At 34.9% G+C, this 22,705-nt stretch carries 27 protein-coding genes; 17 read left to right on the top strand and 10 right to left on the bottom strand.

Going from position 1 to position 22,705, the window contains the following annotated elements:
• Nucleotides 1–109: 109 nt before the first annotated feature.
• Nucleotides 110–889 carry an ABC transporter ATP-binding protein gene (locus ABS916_RS07175; RefSeq protein WP_350451228.1) on the bottom strand — a complete coding sequence of 260 codons (780 nt, stop codon included), beginning with the start codon at nt 887–889 and terminating at the stop codon, nt 110–112.
• A gap of 191 nt (nt 890–1,080) precedes the next feature.
• On the opposite strand from ABS916_RS07175, the gene ABS916_RS07180 reads away from it, so the two are divergent.
• The 8 genes from ABS916_RS07180 to ABS916_RS07215 all read left to right on the top strand — a co-directional run bounded on the left by ABS916_RS07180 (nt 1,081) and on the right by ABS916_RS07215 (nt 6,914).
• Nucleotides 1,081–2,001: an alpha/beta hydrolase gene (locus ABS916_RS07180; protein WP_350451229.1), complete on the top strand. Its 921-nt coding sequence runs from the start codon at nt 1,081–1,083 to the stop codon at nt 1,999–2,001.
• 52 nt (nt 2,002–2,053) lie between these two features.
• On the top strand, nt 2,054–2,596 hold the full coding sequence (locus ABS916_RS07185; RefSeq protein WP_350451230.1) for a DUF1697 domain-containing protein: 543 nt from the start codon (nt 2,054–2,056) through the stop codon (nt 2,594–2,596).
• Between the two features lie 180 nt (nt 2,597–2,776).
• Nucleotides 2,777–3,721: an alpha/beta hydrolase gene (locus tag ABS916_RS07190; RefSeq protein WP_350451231.1), complete on the top strand. Its 945-nt coding sequence runs from the start codon at nt 2,777–2,779 to the stop codon at nt 3,719–3,721.
• 196 nt (nt 3,722–3,917) lie between these two features.
• Nucleotides 3,918–4,187 (top strand): toxin-antitoxin system YwqK family antitoxin, encoded by a 270-nt coding sequence (locus ABS916_RS07195; protein WP_350451232.1) that lies wholly within the window; start codon nt 3,918–3,920, stop codon nt 4,185–4,187.
• Between the two features lie 189 nt (nt 4,188–4,376).
• Nucleotides 4,377–4,943, top strand: coding sequence for a polymer-forming cytoskeletal protein (locus ABS916_RS07200; RefSeq protein ID WP_350451233.1), 567 nt, complete (start codon nt 4,377–4,379; stop codon nt 4,941–4,943).
• Between the two features lie 166 nt (nt 4,944–5,109).
• The gene (locus ABS916_RS07205) at nt 5,110–5,919 is read left to right on the top strand and encodes an aldo/keto reductase family protein (RefSeq protein WP_350451234.1); all 810 of its coding nucleotides are present in this window, start codon (nt 5,110–5,112) and stop codon (nt 5,917–5,919) included.
• A gap of 89 nt (nt 5,920–6,008) precedes the next feature.
• Nucleotides 6,009–6,449, top strand: a complete 441-nt coding sequence (locus ABS916_RS07210; protein WP_350451235.1) for a VOC family protein — start codon at nt 6,009–6,011, stop codon at nt 6,447–6,449.
• 6 nt (nt 6,450–6,455) lie between these two features.
• Nucleotides 6,456–6,914 carry a GNAT family N-acetyltransferase gene (locus tag ABS916_RS07215; RefSeq protein ID WP_350451236.1) on the top strand — a complete coding sequence of 153 codons (459 nt, stop codon included), beginning with the start codon at nt 6,456–6,458 and terminating at the stop codon, nt 6,912–6,914.
• Between the two features lie 3 nt (nt 6,915–6,917).
• On the opposite strand, the gene ABS916_RS07220 is transcribed toward ABS916_RS07215, so the two are convergent.
• From ABS916_RS07220 to ABS916_RS07240, 5 genes are all read right to left on the bottom strand, one after another.
• A complete protein-coding gene (locus tag ABS916_RS07220; RefSeq protein ID WP_350451237.1) occupies nt 6,918–7,268 on the bottom strand; it encodes an MGMT family protein in 351 nt (116 codons plus the stop codon).
• 88 nt (nt 7,269–7,356) lie between these two features.
• Entirely contained in the window at nt 7,357–7,980 is a 624-nt protein-coding gene (locus tag ABS916_RS07225; RefSeq protein ID WP_350451260.1) for an amino acid ABC transporter permease, read from the bottom strand.
• Nucleotides 7,981–8,023: 43 nt separating this feature from the next.
• Complete coding sequence (locus ABS916_RS07230; RefSeq protein ID WP_350451238.1) at nt 8,024–8,671, bottom strand: amino acid ABC transporter permease; 648 nt, start codon at nt 8,669–8,671, stop codon at nt 8,024–8,026.
• A 65-nt stretch (nt 8,672–8,736) separates the two neighbouring features.
• A complete protein-coding gene (locus ABS916_RS07235; RefSeq protein ID WP_350451239.1) occupies nt 8,737–9,537 on the bottom strand; it encodes a transporter substrate-binding domain-containing protein in 801 nt (266 codons plus the stop codon).
• Between the two features lie 21 nt (nt 9,538–9,558).
• Entirely contained in the window at nt 9,559–10,287 is a 729-nt protein-coding gene (locus tag ABS916_RS07240) for an amino acid ABC transporter ATP-binding protein (protein ID WP_350451240.1), read from the bottom strand.
• 590 nt (nt 10,288–10,877) lie between these two features.
• Between ABS916_RS07240 and ABS916_RS07245 the strand changes: the two genes are divergently transcribed.
• Genes ABS916_RS07245 through ABS916_RS07260 form a run of 4 tightly spaced genes read left to right on the top strand, consistent with a single transcriptional unit; the run spans nt 10,878 to nt 14,544 of the window.
• A complete protein-coding gene (locus ABS916_RS07245; protein ID WP_350451241.1) occupies nt 10,878–12,260 on the top strand; it encodes a bifunctional metallophosphatase/5'-nucleotidase in 1,383 nt (460 codons plus the stop codon).
• Between the two features lie 35 nt (nt 12,261–12,295).
• Nucleotides 12,296–13,120 carry a YutD family protein gene (locus ABS916_RS07250; RefSeq protein WP_350451242.1) on the top strand — a complete coding sequence of 275 codons (825 nt, stop codon included), beginning with the start codon at nt 12,296–12,298 and terminating at the stop codon, nt 13,118–13,120.
• Between the two features lie 30 nt (nt 13,121–13,150).
• Entirely contained in the window at nt 13,151–13,915 is a 765-nt protein-coding gene (locus ABS916_RS07255; protein ID WP_350451243.1) for a TIGR01457 family HAD-type hydrolase, read from the top strand.
• 50 nt (nt 13,916–13,965) lie between these two features.
• On the top strand, nt 13,966–14,544 hold the full coding sequence (locus ABS916_RS07260; RefSeq protein WP_502880590.1) for a TIGR01906 family membrane protein: 579 nt from the start codon (nt 13,966–13,968) through the stop codon (nt 14,542–14,544).
• 56 nt (nt 14,545–14,600) lie between these two features.
• On the opposite strand, the gene ABS916_RS07265 is transcribed toward ABS916_RS07260, so the two are convergent.
• From ABS916_RS07265 to ABS916_RS07275, 3 genes are all read right to left on the bottom strand, one after another.
• Nucleotides 14,601–15,107 (bottom strand): phosphatidylglycerophosphatase A family protein, encoded by a 507-nt coding sequence (locus ABS916_RS07265; RefSeq protein WP_350451244.1) that lies wholly within the window; start codon nt 15,105–15,107, stop codon nt 14,601–14,603.
• A gap of 194 nt (nt 15,108–15,301) precedes the next feature.
• Nucleotides 15,302–16,294 (bottom strand): NAD(P)/FAD-dependent oxidoreductase, encoded by a 993-nt coding sequence (locus tag ABS916_RS07270; protein ID WP_350451245.1) that lies wholly within the window; start codon nt 16,292–16,294, stop codon nt 15,302–15,304.
• A 156-nt stretch (nt 16,295–16,450) separates the two neighbouring features.
• Nucleotides 16,451–16,954, bottom strand: coding sequence for a divergent PAP2 family protein (locus ABS916_RS07275; protein WP_035021613.1), 504 nt, complete (start codon nt 16,952–16,954; stop codon nt 16,451–16,453).
• 201 nt (nt 16,955–17,155) lie between these two features.
• Between ABS916_RS07275 and ABS916_RS07280 the strand changes: the two genes are divergently transcribed.
• Entirely contained in the window at nt 17,156–17,746 is a 591-nt protein-coding gene (locus ABS916_RS07280; RefSeq protein ID WP_350451246.1) for a peptidylprolyl isomerase, read from the top strand.
• 51 nt (nt 17,747–17,797) lie between these two features.
• Here ABS916_RS07280 and ABS916_RS07285 read toward each other — a convergent pair whose 3' ends face one another.
• Nucleotides 17,798–18,979 carry a MalY/PatB family protein gene (locus ABS916_RS07285; RefSeq protein ID WP_350451247.1) on the bottom strand — a complete coding sequence of 394 codons (1,182 nt, stop codon included), beginning with the start codon at nt 18,977–18,979 and terminating at the stop codon, nt 17,798–17,800.
• A gap of 228 nt (nt 18,980–19,207) precedes the next feature.
• On the opposite strand from ABS916_RS07285, the gene yugI reads away from it, so the two are divergent.
• From yugI to ABS916_RS07305, 4 genes are all read left to right on the top strand, one after another.
• A complete protein-coding gene (gene yugI, locus ABS916_RS07290) occupies nt 19,208–19,585 on the top strand; it encodes a S1 domain-containing post-transcriptional regulator GSP13 (RefSeq protein ID WP_350451248.1) in 378 nt (125 codons plus the stop codon).
• 69 nt (nt 19,586–19,654) lie between these two features.
• Nucleotides 19,655–20,038, top strand: a complete 384-nt coding sequence (locus ABS916_RS07295; RefSeq protein ID WP_350451249.1) for a hypothetical protein — start codon at nt 19,655–19,657, stop codon at nt 20,036–20,038.
• Between the two features lie 131 nt (nt 20,039–20,169).
• Complete coding sequence (locus tag ABS916_RS07300) at nt 20,170–21,516, top strand: glucose-6-phosphate isomerase (protein WP_350451250.1); 1,347 nt, start codon at nt 20,170–20,172, stop codon at nt 21,514–21,516.
• A 199-nt stretch (nt 21,517–21,715) separates the two neighbouring features.
• Nucleotides 21,716–22,246: a GNAT family N-acetyltransferase gene (locus ABS916_RS07305; RefSeq protein ID WP_350451251.1), complete on the top strand. Its 531-nt coding sequence runs from the start codon at nt 21,716–21,718 to the stop codon at nt 22,244–22,246.
• Nucleotides 22,247–22,705 lie beyond the last annotated feature (459 nt).

Raw genomic sequence — 22,705 nt, forward strand, 5'->3', positions numbered from 1 at the left:
GCGATATATGGTGGAGATGAAGATGCCGTCCTTTTTTTCTCGACCAGATGAGGATTAGCAGAAACCAAATTTACTTTAGCCAGCTGTTTGATATGTTGCAGCCGCATGCTCATCCTCTCCTTTCTGGAGAAGCCAAATCAATCTCGCTGTTAGGTTGTTCTTCTTCCGCTGGAGTTCTCCCTGCCATTTTCAAATAAATCGTCTCCAGTGATTGGTCTTCATTTTCTGCTTGCAGTTCCTCGACCGTTCCATCATACAAAATCTCACCATTCTTGAGTATCGCAATATGGTCGCAAAGTTGCTGTGCTACTTCTAATACATGAGTGGAGAACAACACAATATTCCCTTTTGCTGCATGTTGCCTCATTAATTCTTTTAAATCATAGGCTGCTTGCGGATCTAATCCAGTCATTGGTTCATCCAACACCCATATTTCTGGATCGGATAGTAAGGCACCTATAACAAAGGTTTTTTGACGCATCCCATGTGAAAAAGAACTAATCATACTAGCCTGATTTTCCACCATATCGAATAAATTCATTAACTTTAATAGTTGCTTGTCTTTTTCTTCTTCGGGAATTTCGTAAGCAACAGCAATCAAATCCCAATATTCCATAGCTGATAAACGTAAGAACATATCCGGAGAGTCGGGAACATAACCGATTTTCTTTTTTATAGCAAGACGGTTAGTTGCAATATTTTCTCCATCCACTAAAATAGTGCCTTTGCTTGGTTCAATGATACTAACTAACGATTTGATGGCGGTCGATTTTCCAGCACCGTTATGTCCGATTAAACCAAAAATTTCTCCTGAACGGATAGTAAAAGAGACTTCTTTTAATGCTTGTTTACTGTTATAAGATTTTGAAACAGTTTTGAATTCTATCATTTAGGCATTCTCCTTATGTTTATCATTCGTTCTGTTAATTATATAACACGTTTTTTTTATTATAACAAAAGCCTATAGTAAAATGAACTATACAAAAAAAGAAATTATTTTCTTGGAAATAAAAAGTGGTTTTTGCTTTATACTTAACAATATGGTTTATTAAAGTTAGAAACAGTTGGGAGTGGTAATGTATGCAAAAGAAGGTTTATTTTCTTTTCTTAGTCATCTTGTTAAGCATTGTAGTCATGGGTTGTGAAAACCGTGAAAACACTAAATCAATTAGTGAAAACCAAACAACTAATGAGGAACAGTCAACCAATACAAATGAAAAAATAAGTTCCAACATTGATTCTTCAGATCCATTAACGACCAATCAAACGGCAGTCCCGACGCTTTTTATCCATGGCTATGGAGGAACAGCACGCAGTTTTAAAGGAATGCTGTCTCGATTTGAAGAGAATAGTTGGGGAAAAAATGAATTAACATTAACCGTTCAGCCAGATGGTATTATTTCTGAAATCGGTGAATGGAAAAATGAATCAAATAATCCAATGATCCAAGTGTTGTTTGCAGATAATAAGAATAATGAATGGAATCAAGCAGAGTGGATCAAAGATGTTTTAACTTATTTAAAGACTGTCTATCAAATAAATGAAGTTAACTTAGTTGGGCACTCTATGGGAGGAGTAAGTAGTTTTCGCTATCTAGTCACATATGGAAATGAAAAAACGTTGCCGATAGTAACTAACTTTGTAGCGATAGGCGCTCCATTCAATGACTTTTTATCAGGTAATGAAGAGCAATCCTTGAATGATTTAACTCAAAATGGTCCTTTAGTAAGCAGCGAACGGTATAAAGATTTTACTACAAGAATCAAACAATACCCTAAAATGACTAAAATGTTAAATATTGTTGGAAATCTGCAAGATGGGTCAGAAGGAGATGGAACAGTTTCGATTAGAAGCGGATTGTCGATTGGTTATTTAATGCAAACAACTGAAATGAATTATCGTGAGGAAATCGTTACTGGATCACAGGCTTCTCATAGTCAACTACATGAAAATACGCAAGTAGATGAGTTGGTTGCTGACTTTATATGGAGTACTCCTTAAATAGTGAATCTATTTAGGGATATCAACTAAACAGATAAAGGGGTGTGGTCGTATGCAATTTATTATCTTATTACGAGGAGTCAATGTTGGAGGGAAAAATCGAGTTCCAATGAGCGATTTAAAACAGTATTTAACCAAAGCTGGATTTGCAAATGCTAGATCTCATATTAATAGTGGCAATTTAATTGTTGAAAGTGAAAAAGACAGTGAAAAGGATGTTTTAGAAAAATGCCGAAAAATTTTATCGGATAACTTTGTTTTTCCAATTGATGTTGTAATTATTTCTGATGAGAAGTACCAAACGGAATTAGCAAGTATTCCATTTTGGTGGGGAGAAGATGAAGACTACAGGCACAATGCTTTATTTTTATTGCCTTCAGTGAATAAAAAAGAAATTGCTGAACTTCTCTCGATTATAAATACTGATTATGAAAAAGTCTATATAGGAGAGCAAGTTATCTTTTGGTCATCCTCTTTTAAACAGAATTACAGTAAGACCTATTATTCAAAATTAGCCAGTCAACCTTTCTACAAAAAGGTAACGATCAGGAATCGAAATACGACCCTTAAATTGCTTAAATTTTTAGAGAATTAGTAGGTAACTGTGTGTAAGGCGAAATCTTTCTAACCGTAGTATAAATCACATGTATGAATACAGAGCTGAGTTTTTTTCTCAGCTCTGTATTCGTGAGTGGTTCACTTTTTCATAAGAAAAGGGTAGAATAAGCTAAATGGTTTAGATGGTTCGATCAACAAACTAGTGGAGTGTGAGTAAATGAAAAGAAAAATAGGGATTGGTTTAGCTGTTTTGGTGGCTGTGGTTATTATTGGATTAGGATTTGCAGGGAATTATTTTTATGATGTAGCGGTAGCCATAAATCCAAAAGATTTCATAGAAGCAGCAGATGTTGATGGAGATTACGACCTTGAAGATCCATGGTTGGAAGAAAAGAAATGGTACGATAAGGTAGAACGTGAAGAAGTGTCTATTGAGTCAGCAGATGGATTAAATCTTTCTGGGGTTTATATTGAAAGCGAATTTGCTTCTAAAAAAGTAGCTATATTGGCCCATGGGTACGCAGGCAACCTAGAACAAATGGCACCGTATGTTAAATTGTACCATGACATGGGGTTTAACGTACTTGTGCCAGATGCTCGTGGACATGGAACGAGCGAAGGAGACTATATCGGTTTTGGCTGGCATGAACGAAAAGACTACTTGCAGTGGATCCAATTGATGATTGATAAAGTAGGCATGGATGCTGAATTAGCTTTGTTTGGGATCAGTATGGGCGGAGCAACGGTTATGAACGTCAGCGGAGAAGACTTGCCGGATAATGTTAAGGTAATTGTAGAAGATTGTGGGTATAGTTCTTTAAATGGCGAACTGGCGTATCAATTGAAAGATATGTATGATCTACCAGAATTTCCATTGATTCCAGTTACCAGTTTAGTAACAAAAGTACGTTCTGATTATTGGTTTGGAGAAGCTGATACAGTAGAACAGATTAAAAAGAATAAAGTTCCAATGCTCTTTATCCATGGTGCAGAAGATAAATTTGTGCCGACAGATATGGTGTATGATGTGTATGAAGCTAACTCATCTCCTAAAGAGTTATATATTGCACCAAATGCCGATCATGCGGAATCTTACGAGCAAAATAAAGAAGGCTATAAACAAAAAGTTCAAGAGTTTGTGCTTGAGCATGTGGGTAGTTAATTTGACATAGTAAATAATATGGGACCTCAAAAGTTAAATTTAATTTTTGGGGTCTTATTTTTAATGAGTTTTTACGGATAGTTCATTATTGGGGAAATTTTGGATTTGAGTTAGACTATATGAAAAAGCTTTAAGAGGAGTGAACCTTGTATTGACTAATCGGAAAGATTGAAATTTATTCACAAGGAGGGACGCTGTGCAAGAATATTATAAAAATAAACAAATCAAGCAAGTGACTAAAGATGGAATACGGACACATTATTTTGAAAATGGAAAAATAAAAGCAAGCGGTCCTTTTGATGGAAAGATGCAAGGAGACTGGAAATTTTACCGTAAAAGTGGAGAACTGTGGCAAATTGGATGCTTAGAGAATGATCTAAAAAATGGTAAATGGATTCGTTATTATCAAAATGGACAGGTTGAAAAAGAAGCTCAATTTGATAGGGGTAAAGAAAAGAAACAATGATTTATCTCCTTAAAATACTATTTTTGTCACAAAATAAAAAAAAACTAGTTAAACAACAAATACAAGTTGAATAATTCACAAAGATGTTGTACACTATATTTGTAGTTGTTAAGGCGGGTCAATTCTTCTCAATAAGTTGGTATTGATAGCTTTGAAAACGCATAAAAAAATTGGAGGTAAGGATACATTATGGTTAAAACAAACAAAAAAAGAGCATTATTTTTAGGGGCTTGTGCATCAATTATTATTTTTGCAGCAGGTTGTGGAAATAACGAAGATACAGCAGAAAAAGAATCATCAGCTTCTTCAGCTGTTGAAAGTACAGAAGTTGTTACAACGGCTTCAATCAGCAATGATCCAGCAGACGTTTTAGCTGGACTTAGCGAAGACGGAACTTGGATTTACGCAATAACAGAAGATGTAACAGTAACTGACGACATCGTTGTAGCTGGAACTTTCTATGATAAAGGGGAAGAAAGTGGGGATGTTTACCGTAAATTAGCTTTGTATTCACAAGATGAAGATCACAAAGTTACAGATGAATTTACTTTAACAGCACCAACAATGACTGTTGAATCTCCAAACTTTAAAATTCAAAACGGAACATTTGTTGGAGATGTTGTAGTAGAAGCTGAAGGATTCGAACTTGCTGATTCAACTATTGAAGGAAATCTTACATTCGCTACTCAAGAATTAATGGATTCTGCAGTATTAGATGCAGGCACTGTAACTGGAGAAACAACTGTAGCTGAATAATAAACTGAATCTTAAAAACAAACATCTTGCCTTTAGCTACTTAAAAGGCGAGATGTTTTTTATTTGAGTCCTGAAGTCACTAAGAAAAAAGGGTCTAAACTTGACTAAATATCAATAGAATCATTATTATTGAAATTGAAGATATTCTTTTTAAGGGAGTGATTCAATGCAAATGATCACGTTAGCAAATGGAGTAGATATACCAGTAGTTGGAACAGGAACGAATACTTATGGCAAAGAAGGTAACCAATACAATGGAGCTTTGACTAACGATTTTAGCTCATTAAAGTCTGCAATTCAAGCTGGTTATCGGTTGATCGATACAGCAATTTCTTATCGAAATGAAGAAGGGGTTGGAGCCACTATTTTTGAAAGCGGCATTCCTCGTGGAGAATTTTTTATCACCACAAAAATTCCTTCAGATGAAGCGTATATTGGTTCAAAAAAATTGATTAACCAAACTATACAAAACAGTTTGAAAAATTTACAAACGGATTATATTGATTTGTACTTAATCCATCATCCGATTGAAGATGATGAAAAATTGCAGCAAACGTGGGAAGTTCTTGAATCATTTGTGGATAACGGGAAAATCAAATCAATTGGAGTATCCAATTTCACCATTGATATGTTGGAAACGGTGCGTAACTTTGCTCGGATTCAACCAGTAGTGAATCAAATTGAATCTAATCCACATACATGGAATCATGAATTGATTGACTATTTAACGAGTAATAATATTGTACCAGAAGCTTGGGGACCATTAAGCAAAGTTACTCAAGAACAAATAGAAACATTAAATAAAATTGCTGAAAATTATGGGAAAAATTGGGGACAAGTTTTATTGCGTTACCAAATCCAAAGAGGGGTTGTGGTTATCCCTAAATCCCACAACAAAGAGCATCAAGTAGCTAATTTAGAGTTATTTAATTTTGAATTAACCAAAGAAGATCAATTTTTAATTGAAACGCTGTAACTTATTAGCTTATTTAAGTTAGAAGACTTAAGTAGGATTTTTTCACTCTCAATAAAAAATTTTTAAATAAGCTAATAGGAGGGGTTAAAATGAATCGCATTAATTTAATTTGCCTAGGGGTAAGAGATATGAAAGCTGCTTTAAACTTTTATAAACGCATAGGTTTTAAAACCTATGAAAAAGTAGAAGAACCGGCTATCGTATTTTTCAATAATCAAGGTAGCAAATTAGAGTTATTTCCAATTGAAGATTTAGCAAAAGACATTAATAAAACAGTTCCACCAGTAATTCCAGAAAGGGGATTTAATGGGATCACGCTTGCCTGCAACCTAAAGTCAGAAATGGAAGTAGACGAGATGGTTACTCTTGTAAAACAAAATGGTGGAACGATCGTTAAAGAACCTGAGAAAGTTATTTGGGGCGGATATAGTGGGTATTTTCAAGATTTAGATGGCTATCATTGGGAAGTAGCCTATAGTGCGAGTTGGAAATTTGATGAGAGTGATATGCTGATAATGGAAGAAGGTTAGGTTTTTTTGAAAGAGAAAAATGGGAAAATTCGAGAATTGACTGAGTTTGATTTAGATTTGTGTGCAGAACTGTTGATAACTGTGTATAACAGCAAACCATGGGATGAAAAGTGGACAAAAAATACTGCTAAAAGCCATCTACAAGAGTTTGTACACCGAAAACGTTCATTTGGCTTTGTTTATGTGGATAAGTCTACCATTGTTGGTGCATTATTCGGAGTTGAACGAACATTATGGTCTGGAGATGAAGTTTATGTGGATGAATTCTACGTTCATCCACAGTGTCAACAAAAAGGTGTGGGAAAAGAAATGATGATGCATCTAGAACAATACTGTCAGAAAAAAGAATTAGAGGCAATCACGTTAGTAACGGATAAAAATGTACCAGCTTATCATTTTTACCAAAAAATGGATTTTAATATCTCGGAAGCTAACGTGTTTTTGTATAAAAATATTCCGCAGTAACTTTTATTGATCCTCAACTATTAATTCAATAGTGGGATGGTAACGATAAACCACTAAATCCACTTTTCCGGAATGTGTCAAGGTAATGCCTTCTGAAAGTAAACGATCTTTTTGAGTAAAAGCTCCTTCAGCATCTTTGATAGCTACTTCACCTTTAGCATTAATGATACGGTGCCAAGGTAGATCATACTTTTGGCTCATAGAATGGAGAATACGGACAACTTGTCTTGCACCTCGAGCGTTTCCAGCAAGTGCTGCAATTTGCCCGTAAGTCATAACTTTTCCGCTTGGAATAGACTGGATAATAAGGATTACACGTTCAGTAAAGGGAGTCATAGTAAGATCCTTTCTCATTTCTTTAATATCTTTTTCTATCGTAACCGAAATAAAAGGAAAAAAAAAGCTGTTCACTAAAATTAGTTTTAGTGAACAGCTTTTTTGATTAAGATAATTTTGTTTCAAAGCGTTTAGCAACTTTTGATAATGCGTAACAAATAATAAAGTAGAAGAATGCTAAGGCAATAAACATTGGAATGACATAAGTCGTATTTTGACCATAAATGATTCGAGCATTATGAGTTAATTCTGGTAAGGAAATGATGGTAGCTAATGAAGTATCTTTGATCAAAGATACAAGTTGGCTGACGATTGGAGGAACCATAGCTTTAAAAGCTTGTGGAATAATGATTATCCATAGCGTTTGAAGATACGTTAAACCGGTAGAACGTCCAGCTTCCATTTGTCCAGAAGGAACAGAGTTTAAACCTGCTCGCATAATTTCTGACAGCATAGCAGATTCAAAAATCGTCATCGCAGCTACTGCTGACCAAAAGATGTCTAAACGTATGCCGATTTGCGGTAATGCAAAATAAGTAAAAAAGATGATTAGTAATAAAGGCAAGTTACGAATTAAATCAACAATGCCCCCGACAATTTTTGAAAAAATGGGTATCTTCATGTATCGAAGCAATCCTAAGATGGCTCCAATAATAAAACTAAAGATAATTGAAAGTACGGCCACTTCTACTGTAACGAGAAGTCCATCCAGTAAGAAGCGGATGTTCATCCATGAAAAAGCTTCTATAATAGTCAAATGATTTCTCCTCCTTTTAAGATGTTACATTTAAGCGACGCTCAATGTAACTCATCAAGTATGTTAAAGGTAAGGTAATGATGAGATAGATTAAGCCGATTAAAATATACGTATCAAACGTATTAAAAGTCTCACTGGCAATTAAATCGCCTTGATACATTAAATCAAGACCAGTAACCATCGCAAGAACAGATGAGTTTTTCACTAAATTAATGAATTGATTGCCAAGAGGCGGGATGACAATTTTGAAAGCTTGCGGCAAAATAATGTACCGCATCGTTTCATTTTGAGTCAATCCAGTTGAAAGTCCAGCTTCGGTTTGACCTTTAGGTACGCCCATAATACCAGCACGGACCGTTTCTGCAATAAAAGCAGAAGTGTAAATAGTTAATCCAATTGTACCAGCTGTAAAGCCATCAATAGAGAACCAATATAAAGGTACCACTACATAAAAGAACATCACAATGATCAAAAGGGGAATATTCTTAAAGAACTCTACATAAGCATTCGCCAATCCTTTTAACCATTTCTTTTTAGATAACTGAAAGATAGCCATTAATGTACCGATGATCAAACTGAAAAATAAGGCAATAATACTGGAATACAATGTATTTAGAAACCCATCAATTAAAACATCTTGGTAGGTTGTTAAGATCGTTAGCATAGGTGCACCTCGCTTTTTTATTTCTTAGCAGTACAGATACTGCTTTTTATGAAGTTTTAAACTGATTAATCTAATTCAGGAATCCATTTAGCATAGATGGCATCGTATACGCCATTTTCTTTGATCGTTTCCAAGGCTTTGTTGACTTCTTTCAAAAAGGCATCTTGGCCTTTGTTGATTGCAATCCCATAAGGCTCTTGAGTAAAGTTTCCACCAGCTAATCGATAGCCAGGATTATCAGCGATAATGCCTAATAAAATAGCATTATCAGTTGTAACAGCATCTCCTTGGCCAGATTGCAAAGCAGTAAAGGCTTCAGAATAATTTTCTAATTCTAATACATTTGCCTCAGGAGATAACTCACGAATATTTTGTGCAGAAGTAGAGCCTTTAACAGCCAAGACGGTTGTATCAGCAGTTAGGTCGTCTAAACTTTGAATAGGGCTGTCATTTGGAACCAATAAAGCTTGGCCAGCATCGAAGTAAATATCCGTAAAGTTGACTTGCTCTTTTCGTTCTTCAGTAATGGTCATTGTCGCAATAATAGCATCAATATTTCCATTTTTTAATAAAGGAATACGTGTTTTAGAGGTAACTTCAACGAATTCTGCGTTGTCTGCATCTCCAGTCAATTCTTCTGTAATAGCTTTGGCTATGTCGATATCGAAACCTTTGATTTCGCTTGATTGAATATCATAAAGACCAAAAAGATTGGTATCTACTTTTACGCCCCATGTAATGGTAGGATTTTCTTCTATCCGTTCTGTTATATCTACATTTGCTGCACTTTCAGAACCACAAGCAGCAAGAAAAAAGACAGGTAGGAGTAAAAGAAGAAAAAGAGCTTGCTTGTTTAATTTTTTCATCTGAAAAGTCCTCCTATAAAATTAATGATTAATAATTTTGCTTAAAAACTGTTTAGCGCGTTCGTCTTTAGGATTTTCAAAGAACGAAACTGTTTCGCGGTCTTCAAGGACCTCTCCATCAGCCATAAAAATAACACGGTCAGCAACTTCACGTGCAAATCCCATTTCATGAGTCACAACGATCATTGTCATACCTTCTTTTGCTAACTTTTTCATAACATCTAATACATCTTCAATCGTTTCTGGATCTAATGCACTGGTTGGTTCGTCAAACAATAAAACTCCTGGTCCCATAGCTAATCCTCGTGCAATAGCCACACGTTGTTGCTGACCACCAGATAAATTAGATGGGTAAGCATCTTTTTTGTCTAGCATATTTACTTTTTCTAAAAATTTCTCAGCATTTTTTTGGGCTTCTTCTTTAGACTGTTTCAAAACCTTCATAGGTGCTAACATAATGTTTTCTAAAACAGTTTTATGTGGATAAAGATTGAAGTGCTGGAAAACCATTCCAACATTTTTACGAATTTCATTGATATTCGTATCCTTAGCATGAAGGTTGGTACCTTTAATCAATAATTCTCCTTCAGTAATATCTTCTAAACCGTTAATGCAACGCAACATGGTACTTTTACCAGAACCAGAAGGTCCGATAACAACTACCACTTCACCTTGATTAAAGGTAAGATTAATATTTTTCAAGGCATGGAAATCACCGTAATATTTTTCGATATTTTTAAATTCAATCATTTAGACACACTCCTTATTTTCTATTGTTAAGTAATTAAATTAAGAAGTATGTAAGGGGGATAAACCTCCTGCATACTCCTTACGGGAATAATAAAATTGGTTTTTGAACACTAAAAAAAAAGCTTAGATCAAATAAGAATTTTCTAATGCTTACAGTTAGATAGAGTATTCTATTTTTTGTAAAGCAACTATTCCTATTCGAATGAATTCAACAGTACGACTTCATATTGGGTTATATAAATCGTATTGAAAAATGGTAGAAGTCTTCATAAGTATGAAGAAGAGTTTTGTAAAAGTAAAGATAGATGACTTTGGTTTCCTAATAACGTCTACCTAATAGGAAGACAGCCAAGCTATTACATGCTAGTTTTGAAATGTTGCAGCATTGAAAATTTTATCATTAAAGGTTGATGTTTGCAAATTATTTCGCTTTTTTATATCAAATAAAAAAGTGACTTAAATGGATGTGTCTTTATTTGAATTAATCAGTATTTCTTCTATATAATAGATAAGATAAATAGATAAGATATTTTTTTTGAAGATTGGTATAATAAGAGCAGTATAAATTTCTGAAATAAAGGATGAAAAAAATGGAACGTGTCCACATTTATCATACAAACGATATTCATTCTCACTTTGAAAATTGGCCAAGAATTTCTGCTTATTTACGAGAAGAGTCTAAACGATTGGAACAAGAAAATGAAACGGTATTTTCATTTGATATTGGAGACGCCTGTGATCGAGTCCATCCTTTGACGGAAGCAACAGATGGAACAGCAAATATCTTGTTACTGAATGAAATTGGATATGATGCAGTTACGATTGGAAACAATGAAGGTATTGGAAGCTCAAAAAAACAATTGAGTCACTTATACGATGAAGCTAATTTTCCTGTTGTGATCTCAAACTTATTCGATGCAAAAACAGGGTATCCGCCAGAATGGGCAAAAATTTTCCATGTCATTCAAACAAAATCTGGTCATAAAATCGGTTTGTTTGGTTTAACGGCACCTTTTCCAACAAGTTATAAACCGATTGGCTGGGATGTGAAAAATCCGGACGAAGTGATAGGAGACATTCTAGAAATGATTACTCCTTTAGTGGATTCCATTGTTTTACTGTCTCATCTTGGCATTGGTGAAGATCAACGCATTGCTGAACTGTATCCAATGATCTCCGTTATTATCGGTTCCCACACACATCACTTGTTGCCACATGGGAAAGTTGTTAGAAATACATTGCTTGCAGCCGCCGGTAAATACGGCCAGTACGTTGGACATATTGAATTAGAGATCGAAAGAAATAAAATCATAGCGGCTAAGGCAACCGTTAAGGAAACAGCTACAATAAAAGCACCTGAAAATGAAACTGAGATGATCGAATCTTATGAACTAATGGGACATCAATTGCTAAATGAACAGGTAATGGCAGCTATACCGGCAACTTTCCCTGTAAATTGGCAAGGCAAATCTGAACTTGTTGAAATTGGATTAGAAGCTCTTAAAGAATATGCACACACAGATGCGGCTATTTTAAATGCGGGGCTATTTATGCAGCCATTGGTTGAGGGAACGGTCACGAAAGATGACTTGCACAAAATCTTACCTCATCCTATGCGTATTTTAAGGTGCACACTAGATGGAGAAAATCTTATTCGTATGATTTATGAAATGGAAAAAAATCGCTTGTTCTTGAGAAATTTCCCAATTAAAGGTATTGGATTTAGAGGAAAAGTTTTTGGCGAAATCTGTTACAATGGAGTAGCATATGATAAAATAACCGGTGAAGTCTCTTGGTTAGGAAAACCGATAGAGCGAACCAAACAATACACATTCGCTACAGTAGATCATTTCATGTTTATTCCTTTTTTTCCGACGATTGAAATCAAAGGGGAGAACGAAGTGCTGTTTCCTTATTTTATACGCAATGTTGTAGGTCAATATTTAAAAAAGCATTACCCAACAGAGAAATGAATAAGATGGATGGATTATGAAAGCAGGTGAACGCAATGACAAGTGAAAACGAAACAACTAAAGAACGAGCTCAGGAGACAAAATCACATAAAAAAGCCGTTCCAGCAAAAAAAAGACCGATTAAACCAAGACCCAAAAAGCGAGTGAAAGAATCGCAACCGGCTCCAACTGCAATAGAAGAAAATCGCAGTACTGAAGACTCAGGTGAACATACAGTTGATAAAGACGTACAAGAACTAATTAAACCAGTTGAGGAACCAGTCGTTCAAAGAATTGATGCTACTACTATTATGATAGAAGGCAAAAAGTTCGAAATCGTACAAAATTATCGAGATGCTTTTGATGCAGAGCGATTAGGTGAGCGTTACAGCGAGATTTTAAATAAATACGATTATGTTGTAGCGGACTGGGGTTTTGAACAAATGCGATTGAAAGGTTTTTACGATAACCGTAACCGGAAAGTTCCTCAAGATCAACGCATTGCTAATCTTCAGGATTATTTGTACGAGTACTGCAATTTTGGCTGTCCTTATTTTGTCTTGCAACGTGTAGATGACAAAAAAGAACGAATTAAAACGAGCAAACCTAAAAGACGCAGAACACAAAAAAGTAAAAGTCCAACAAACGAAAAAGTGATTAAACAAGCTCAACCAAAAAATACAGACTCAAAACAAAGCACAACAGTAAATCCTAAAAAGTCATCCGATAGAGTGAAAGCTAAAAAAGATTTTGTCAAAAAGGAAATTTCACCAGTTGAGAAATCAGTTGAAAAAAATAGTCCAAAAGAAACAGTTGAAACAGTAAAGGATGCTAAAGGTAAACGCCAATACAGTATCCGTCGTAAAGTTGTTCCAAAATAAATGAATAAAGATAAAGGTTGGGTTAAGTAAATGAAGTACAAAGGATATTTAATTGATTTAGATGGAACCATGTATCGTGGAAAAGAGCCAATTCCAGCGGCTGCGCGATTCATTAAAAGACTACAAGAAAGAAAGATTCCTTATTTATTTGTTACCAATAATTCTTCTAAAACACAAAAAGAAGTTGCTGATAATTTAATTCAAAACTTTGGTGTTCAAACGTCTGAAAAAGAGGTATACACTAGCTCGTTAGCGACTGCAGACTACCTCACTTCACTTGGTGGAGGAAAAAAAGTCTACATTATAGGAGAAACAGGACTTAGAAGCGCGTTGAAAGATGCGGGCTTTATTGAAGATGAAGAAAACCCGGACTACGTGGTTGTGGGAATCGATCGCCAAGTTACGTATCATGATTTTGAAGTTGCAACTTTAGCGATTCATAGAGGAGCTCGCTTTATCGCGACAAATAAAGATACCAATTTACCGAGTGATAAAGGAATGGTACCGGGTGCTGGTTCATTAGTAGCCTTACTGATAGCCTCAACAAGAGTTCAGCCTACTTTTATCGGGAAACCAGAAGCAATTATTATGGAAGAAGCCATCAAAACGATTGGGTTAACAAAGGAAGAGGTTATCATGGTTGGGGACAACTACGAAACTGATATTTTAGCCGGTATTCACAATGATGTTGACACCTTACTAGTGCTGACAGGTTTTACCTCTCTAACAGATTTAGAACTTGTGGAAGAACAACCCACCTATTTACTAAATTCATTGGATGAGTGGGTGTTCTAGTGAAAGAAAAAGCCCTTCATGTAGTAGGAATAATTAGTTTGTTTTTATTTATCGTATCATTTTCCATAGTACTAACGATTAATTTGACGCCCCTATATGCTTTTGATATTGATTACTTAAAAATCTCTCAAAATGTTGGGTTGTCAAAAGAAACATTAATGGAAAACTATCGAGTATTATTAAATTATTTAAACTTGCCTTGGATAACCGAATTGAACTTTCCGAATTTTCCAAGTTCAGAAAGCGGGTTGTTTCATTTTTATGAAGTCAAACGATTGTTTATTTTGGACTACGTTATCGCAATGATTACAGCGGTAGGATCATTCTTTTATCTTCGCTACATCAAAAAAAATCAATTGTTTTGGAAATTGGTTCGCCCATTTCAAGTTGCGATAGCTGTTCCGTTTGTCGTGCTCTTTATGATAGCTGTCAGCTTTGATCAGCTATTTGTAGCTTTTCATAAAGTTTTTTTTAATAACGATGCTTGGCTGTTCAATCCTTCTACGGATCCGATTATTTTAGCATTGCCAGAAACCTTCTTCATGCATTGCTTTATTTTAGCTTTCGCATTAATTGAACTGCAAATTATTTTTGGGTATTTTTACACTAAACGAAAAGCGTTTCATTAAAAAATAAGACCCCACTACTCAAATTTGAGTAGTGGGGTCTTATTTTTAGTTCATGATTATTGTGTAATATCACTTTTGGTGGGCTGAGCATGTGCTAGACGACTAGCAGCGGCGGCCGCAATAGCTCCAACGATATCATCTAAGAATGTATGGACTTCGTTGTCATCATGACTGTTTAATTTTTTTAGAATGCCAGGTTTGATTTTATCAATATAGCCATAGTTGGTAAAACCAATTGAACCGTAGACATTTACGATTGAAAGAGCCATGATCTCGTCAATACCATATAGTCCTTCATCATCCACAATGATATCCAGTAAAGGATTCATCAATTGTTTTTTCTCTGCTAAAATATCTAATTGAATTCCAGTTAGGACCGTATTTTGGACTTCTCTTTTTTTGAGAACGGCTTCTACGTGTTCTAAACAGACTTCATAAGATAAATCGTTGATATAAGACTGTTGTAAAAACATAACTAATTCGGCAATATCTTTTAATTTAACGCCACGTTGGTCTAATAATTCTAAAGCTTTTTTGTGTAACTCATTTGTATCTTTTACCATTCATATCCCTCCGTTTTAAGTATAAATTAATTATACTAGAAAGCTGAACAAATGACTTGCAATAACCATTTAACAAATTGTTCAAACTAGTAGACCAATACCTAATTTCCGAATCTTATTCGGTGGTTTGTAACAGAAATAAGAAAAACTGTGACTTAGGTAAACGATGAACTAACAGCTTTTTATACCGCTTCTTAAAATAGACTTGTGCTGTGCATGGGTTGTACTCGTTCGTCTGGATTGATGTAACTCATGGCATTGTTAATGGCAGTCGGAGCCTCTCCAAATCCGGTCGCAATTAATTTGATTTTACCTTCATAAGTACAGATATCACCCGCTGCATAAATACCAGGAACTGTGGTTTCCATCTTTGTATTCACGGGGATTTCATTACGTTTCACGTCAAATCCCCATTTTTTCATTGGTCCAATGGAAGAGGTAAACCCGTAATTAATCAAAAAATCATCGATTTCAAGTTCTTTTTCACTTTCGCCTCTGACTTCTTTTAATTGAACAGATTCAATCTGTGGATGATGCCCTTTAATTGCCACTGGGATATAAGGAGTGATCATCTCAACAGTTGATTGTTCGAGTAAGGACACGCTGTGTTCCAAAGCTCTAAATTTATTTCTTCTATGGATGAGATACACTTTTTTTGCAAATGGTTCAAGAGCCAGTGCCCAGTCGACCGCAGAATCGCCACCACCACAAATCGCTACCGTACGATCTTTAAACTGCTCAATATTATTCACATAATAATGAAGGGTATTGCCTTCGTACTCATCGGCTTGATCTAATTCCAATCTACGAGGTTGGAACGCTCCGTTTCCAGCAGTGATAATGATCGCCTTTGAATAGTGGACATCTTTGGCAGTTGTTAATTCGAACAGTCCGTCATCATTCTTAATGACATCAATCACTTCTTCTTCCAAACAAATCTTTGGGTCAAAACGAGAGATTTGCTCAGAAAGGTTATCAATTAATTTTTGTCCCGTCACTACGGGCAGTGCTGCGATATCATAGATATTTTTTTCAGGATATAGCATACTTAACTGTCCACCTAACTGAGGCAAACTTTCAATTATTTTAACTTTTGCATTGCGCATCCCGCCGTAAAAAGCAGCAAACATGCCAACAGGTCCACCACCAATAATCGTAATATCAAAGACTTCTTTAGTAGTATTCAAAACTAAATTCCTCCAATGGTGCAATTTTTTTCTTTCAAATTGTCTTAAAGTATAGCATATAAGACATATGTAGCTATAGTTGGAAATAAAAATGGTCCTTTAACTGCGTGTATCTTTCAAGGCAGCTAAAAGGACCAATAAAAAGGTGAAGAAAGATTATAAAATAGAAAAGTAAGTTAATATAGCTTGTGTAGCAAAAGCGACTAAAATACCGGTAAGAATCCCAAAGAAAACTTCAATCGGCTTATGGCCTAAATATTCTTTTAAGTGGCGCTCAGTTTGTTCATCAACGAGGGCTGCCGAATCGTGAGAAAGTTTAACCACTTTTTTACTCAACATATGAAAATCGACCACTAATTGATTTAATAAGATTCCTTGTTCGCCACTTTGTCGGCGCACACCCATAGAATCAAACATAACAATGACTCCAAAGGTACTTGCGATGGCTACAAAAGGTGAAGCAACACCATACTGTAAAGCTAGAGCAGTGATAAGGGCAGATACCGCTGCTGAATGTGAACTAGGCATTCCGCCAGTAGAAGTAGCTAATGCCCAAGTAGTTTTTCTTTGTAGTAGAAAAGCTACTGGAACTTTAATAATTTGTGCAAATGTAATAGCTGTAAAAGCCGCAACAAGCGGAAAGTTCGTTAAAATAAGCATAGTGTACCATCCTTTAAAAAATTCAATATTCTATTTCATATCATAACATGAAACAATCTTTTCTTTGACAAAAAAGTGTTAAAGATAGAAAAAAAGAAACAGAAGTAATCTATTTTTTGTTCGATAGCTAAAAAAAATGGCAATACAAGCAAGATTTCGGTATGATAGAGAAGTAAATATAAAAAATAGGAGGACGATAAAATGTCTGAATTTCCACAATTATCAAATGAAGTAGCAAATAATGAACAAGTTGCTACCATTAAAACAACAATGGGTGATCTTAAAATTAAATTATTTCCTGAAATTGCCCCTAAAGCGGTAGAGAATTTTGTTAAACTAGCAGAAAGTGGTTACTACAATGGAATTATTTTCCACCGTGTTATCCCTGATTTTATGATTCAAGGTGGAGACCCAACTGGAACAGGTATGGGAGGAGAAAGCGTCTGGGGAAGTTCTTTTGAAGATGAATTTTCAGATAAAGCATTTAACCTTAAAGGTGCTCTTTCAATGGCTAATGCAGGTCCTCATACAAACGGAAGCCAATTCTTTATCGTGTCAGCTTCTCAAACACCAGCAAATATGATTGGTCAACTTGAAGCAGCGGGTTACCCTGTAGAGATTGTTGAAGCATATAAAGAAAATGGTGGAACACCTTGGTTAGATAATCGTCACACTGTTTTTGGCCATGTGATTGAAGGAATGGACGTTGTGGATTCAATCCAAAATGTAAAACGCGGAGCTCAAGACAAACCAGTAAACGATATTGTTATTGAAAGCATCGAATTAAACTAAAAAAGAAAACGATCAACAGACGTCATGTCTGCTGATCGTTTATTTTTTTACTTAACCTTTTGGGTGTTCAAATGCATATTTTATACGCTTCAAACCTTCAACAACAGTTTCACGAGGAGCAGCAAAGTTTAGTCGCATGTAGTTTGTTCCCGAAGGTCCATAATCCGAACCAGCATTTAAACCGATTTTCCCGACTTGTGCAAAATGATTGGTCAATTGTTTATCAGGAATGTTTAAAGTAGAACAGTCAAACCACAGTAAGTATGTTCCTTGAGGTCTCATATAAAAAACTTCAGGTAGTTCAGTATCAAAAAACGTACAAATTGTTTCTAAGTTGTTTTTTAAATAAGCCATTAACTCTTCTAGCCAGGGTTCGCTTGCTGCAAAAGCGGCTTCAGTTGCTGCGTAACCAAATGTATTGATGCTATTCTGTTCTGTTTTGGCTTGAGCTACAATCAATTCGTTACGCAGATTCTCGTTTTGAACAAAAATCATTGAATTTTTTATCCCAGCTAAGTTAAATGTTTTAGTAGCTGCCGTTAGAGTAATGACAAAATCTTTGTATTGTTCCTTAATGGCTGCAACTGAAATGAAATCATTTGGTTGATAAATAAGATCGCCATGTATTTCATCACTGCATAAGATAACGTGGTATTTTTGACAGAGGTCTGCTAATTGAGCCAATTCTTGTTTGGTCCACACACGACCTCCAGGGTTATGTGGGTTGCTTAAAACAAATAGTTTTACATTTCTTTTTATAAACTGTTGTTCTATATCGATGAAATCCATCTTAAACAAACCATCTTCAATGATCAACGAATTTCGAATGACTTTTCGGTTATTCAATGTAATCATATTTTCAAAAGGGGTGTAAACGGGGTCATGAATCATCACAGTCTCTTGTTCGTTTGTAAAAGTTTGGATCACCAATGCAATACTTGGAACCACTCCAGGAGAGAATAAAATATCTTTGGGTTTCAACTGTAAGTTATGACGTTTTTTTTGCCAATCTATGATAGCTTGGTAGAGAGAATCGGGAGGAAACGCATAGCCTAGAATACGGTGATCCACTATTTTTTTCAAAGCATCCAAAATAAAAGGTGAGTTAGCAAAGTCCATATCTGCTACCCACATTGGTAAAACAGCTTCGTCTCCAAATAATTGTTTTGAATACCCCCATTTAACACTACTTTGCTCACTGCGATCAATTTGTTCATCAAAGTTCCAAGTCATACAACTATACCTCCAATCTAAAGTTAGTTTCTATTATATAAGTTAAGTATACTAGTAAAAAGCAAAGAGAGATATTTTTTTCTATGATGCCTCTTTTAAAACCGATACCATAAATAAAGTTTAATTTTTAAAAATATGAAAACGTATTCTAAATACGCTATGTGTTTATTTATGCTAAAATAAAAATAGAACAAAAATACTCTAGAAATGGATAAGCGAGGTGATAGGATGAAGTATAAAATTGGCATGGTTATTAAAGGCAAAATTACTGGAATTCAACCTTATGGAGCGTTTGTTTCGCTTGATGAAGAAACACAAGGGCTTATCCATATCTCAGAATGCAAACATGGTTTTGTTAAAGACTTAAATGAAGTTTTAACAGTGGGGAATGAAATTGAAGTGATGGTATTAGACATTGATGAATACACAAAAAAAATCAGTTTATCTCTAAGAACGTTAGAGGAAAATACAACATTTCAATATCATCCTAAGAAAAGAAGGCAACATCATGAAAAGATCGGTAAGTTAGGTTTTACTACAATAAAAGAGTCAATGCCAAAATGGATTGAAGAAGCTAAAGAAGATGAAAAAAACAGGGTAATGTAGTAAAAAAAATTATTGACCTATTGTAAACCAAACAAACGAGCTTAAAACTATAGGTAGAGGTGTAAACTAATGACAGAGAAAAGATGGGTAGCTGGAACTATAATGGCAAAAGGACCAGAAGGAAAGTATGTTTTTTTAGTGAAAGCAGAAGCTGAAGTACATTCATTCCCTACCACCGAGATTAGTGATGTTAAAACAGGGTTAGCTACTATATTAGAGGCGTTAAAAATTATTTTACCTATTAAAGCAACTGATTTGAATTTATATGAACTAACAAATGCAGTAGTTAATGATAACCGTATCCCTTTATTTGTTTTTGAACTTTATGATGAAGAAGCCGATTATAGACTTCTAACTGAAAGCGGCGATAACTCGCTAACCTGGTTACATTCTGATGAGCTAACAAAAACATTAGAAAATTGGGAAATTTCAGGAGTCCCGCAATTTAAATAAGATTATCTTTAACGGTACTTCTCATTCGAGAAATGCCGTTTTTTCTTGCTTTTTTTAACTAAAACAACTAAAGTTAAGTGGTATGAGAATAGAGTTTATATTCTTTAAAACAATTAATTGGAGGGGTTTACGTGGGTCATATTAAATTTGATTATTCAAATATTGAAAAATTTGTACAACCACATGAAATTACGAACTTACAACAACAGGTTACAACTGCTGATGAAATGTTGCGTAAAGGAACTGGAGCAGGTAGCGACTACCTAGGTTGGATTGATTTGCCAAAAAATTATGATAAAGAAGAATTTGCTCGTATCAAAACAGCAGCTAAAAAAATCCAAGGCGATTCAGAAATTTTGGTTGTTATTGGAATTGGAGGATCTTATTTAGGCTCAAAAGCTGCGATTGATTTCTTGAACCATTCTTTCGTTAACTTGCTTGATAAAGAAACTCGCAAGGCACCACAAGTTCTCTTTGCTGGAAACAGCATTAGTTCAAGTTATTTACATGACTTGATCCAAGTGATCGGAGACCGTGATTTCTCAGTAAACATTATCTCTAAATCAGGTACAACTACTGAACCAGCTATTGCTTTTAGAGTATTTAAAGGATTATTAGAAAAAAAATATGGCTCTGAAGAAGCTAAATCTCGTATTTACGCTACTACAGATAAAGAACGTGGTGCTTTGAAACAAGAAGCAAATGCACAAGGCTATGAATCATTTATTATTCCTGATGATGTTGGCGGACGTTTCTCTGTATTAACAGCAGTAGGTTTATTGCCAATTGCAGCTAGTGGAGCAGACATTGATCAATTGATGAAAGGTGCTGCAGATGCGTCAGTGGAATTTTCTAGTGATAAAATTGAAGAAAATGAAGCATATCAATACGCTGTATTGCGTAATGTCTTCTACCGTAAAGGAAAAGATACTGAAATTTTAGTTAACTATGAACCATCATTGCAATACTTCTCAGAATGGTGGAAACAATTGGCTGGAGAATCAGAAGGTAAAGACCAAAAAGGAATCTATCCTTCAAGCGTAAACTTCTCTACTGATCTACATTCAATGGGACAATACATCCAAGAAGGACAACGCAATATTTTTGAAACAGTTATTAAAGTAGATAAACCAAAGTTCGATATTGCTATCCCATCTACTGAAGAAGATTTAGACGGATTAGGTTACCTAGAAGGAAAAGGTATTGATTTCGTAAATACCAAAGCTTTCCAAGGAACTCTTTTAGCACATACTGACGGAGATGTGCCTAACATGATCTTAACGATTCCTCAACAAGATGCGTATACATTGGGTTACATGATGTACTTCTTTGAAATCGCAATCGGTCTATCTGGATACTTAAATGGTGTAAATCCATTTGATCAACCAGGTGTAGAAGCATACAAGAAAAATATGTTTGCTTTGTTAGGAAAACCAGGATTTGAAGAATTAGGTAAAGAATTAAATGCACGTCTGTAATTTAGATGTATCGAAATAACAACACACTTCAAAAGTCTATGCATCCTTTTTCTTATCGTAGTGATAGAAAAAAGGTGTATAGGCTTTTTTTTAAATAGTAGTTTAAAAAGTCATTGTTAGTCGACAACATTTGTAGTACTGTATTTAATAACAAAAAACAGTTAAAAACTTCTCTCTATATAGAAGAAAGGGGAATAAAATGAGCGGAACTTTTATGTTGCACCAAGCAAAAACAGAACACCTTGAAATGATTGAGGCATTACTTAAAGAAACGGCACTATGGTTAAAAGCTAAAGGATCGTTACAATGGAATGGTATATTAGAAGGCAAAGATAATCATGGTACAGCAAGTGCCATTGATAGAGGAGAAGTATTCTACGGAACTTTAGATAATGAATTAGTTGGAATGTTCATATTGTGGGATCAACAAAGTGAGTGGGATGCTGCTTTATGGGGGAAGGATCGAGGAAATGATTTTTATTACCTTCATCGTTTGAACATAAAGAGAGACAAAGCTGGAATGGGAATTCCAAAGATGATGATTAATGCAGCTAAAGACTATGCTGAAAAAAAACAAAAAAGAGCTCTCAGATTAGATTGTATTGCTGAAAATGAATTTTTAAACCAGATGTACTGTAGTGAAAGCTTTGATTTAATCGATTGTAAAGAAGATTTCAATGCTGGAGAACAAATAAATGACTTTAATTTATACCAGTATCAACTAAAGTGATTTTAGAAAAGCGAACGATGATATAAAGGACTTTTTTTAAAACAGTCCTTTTATTCGTTTCGTTCGTATGTAATACAAATCTAAATGCAAAAAAATGGTAAAATATACGCTTTTTTAAAAAAAGTAAAAAAAACGAAATCTTTTTATTGACCAGTATCAAAAAACTTGTTATAGTAATTGATGTCGCTAAGAGAGATAAGTGATAGACTGAATAGATGGAAATGTTATTGTAAAAATAATGTTGACAAAACGTAAATAAATATGTTAATCTATTTAAGTCCTCATGGAAACACTGAGCTGGCAAATGGATAAATATTCAATTTAAAAAATATTTATTAAAAAACTTGTTGACATGTTGAGAAACAACTGCTATAATTTAGAAGTTGTCAGAAACAAGGCAACACGCTTTAGACCTTTGAAAACTAAACAAAGTAAGACGAACCAAATGTGAGGGTGACT

The organism is Carnobacterium sp., from assembly GCF_040274945.1.
Taxonomy (GTDB): domain Bacteria; phylum Bacillota; class Bacilli; order Lactobacillales; family Carnobacteriaceae; genus Carnobacterium_B.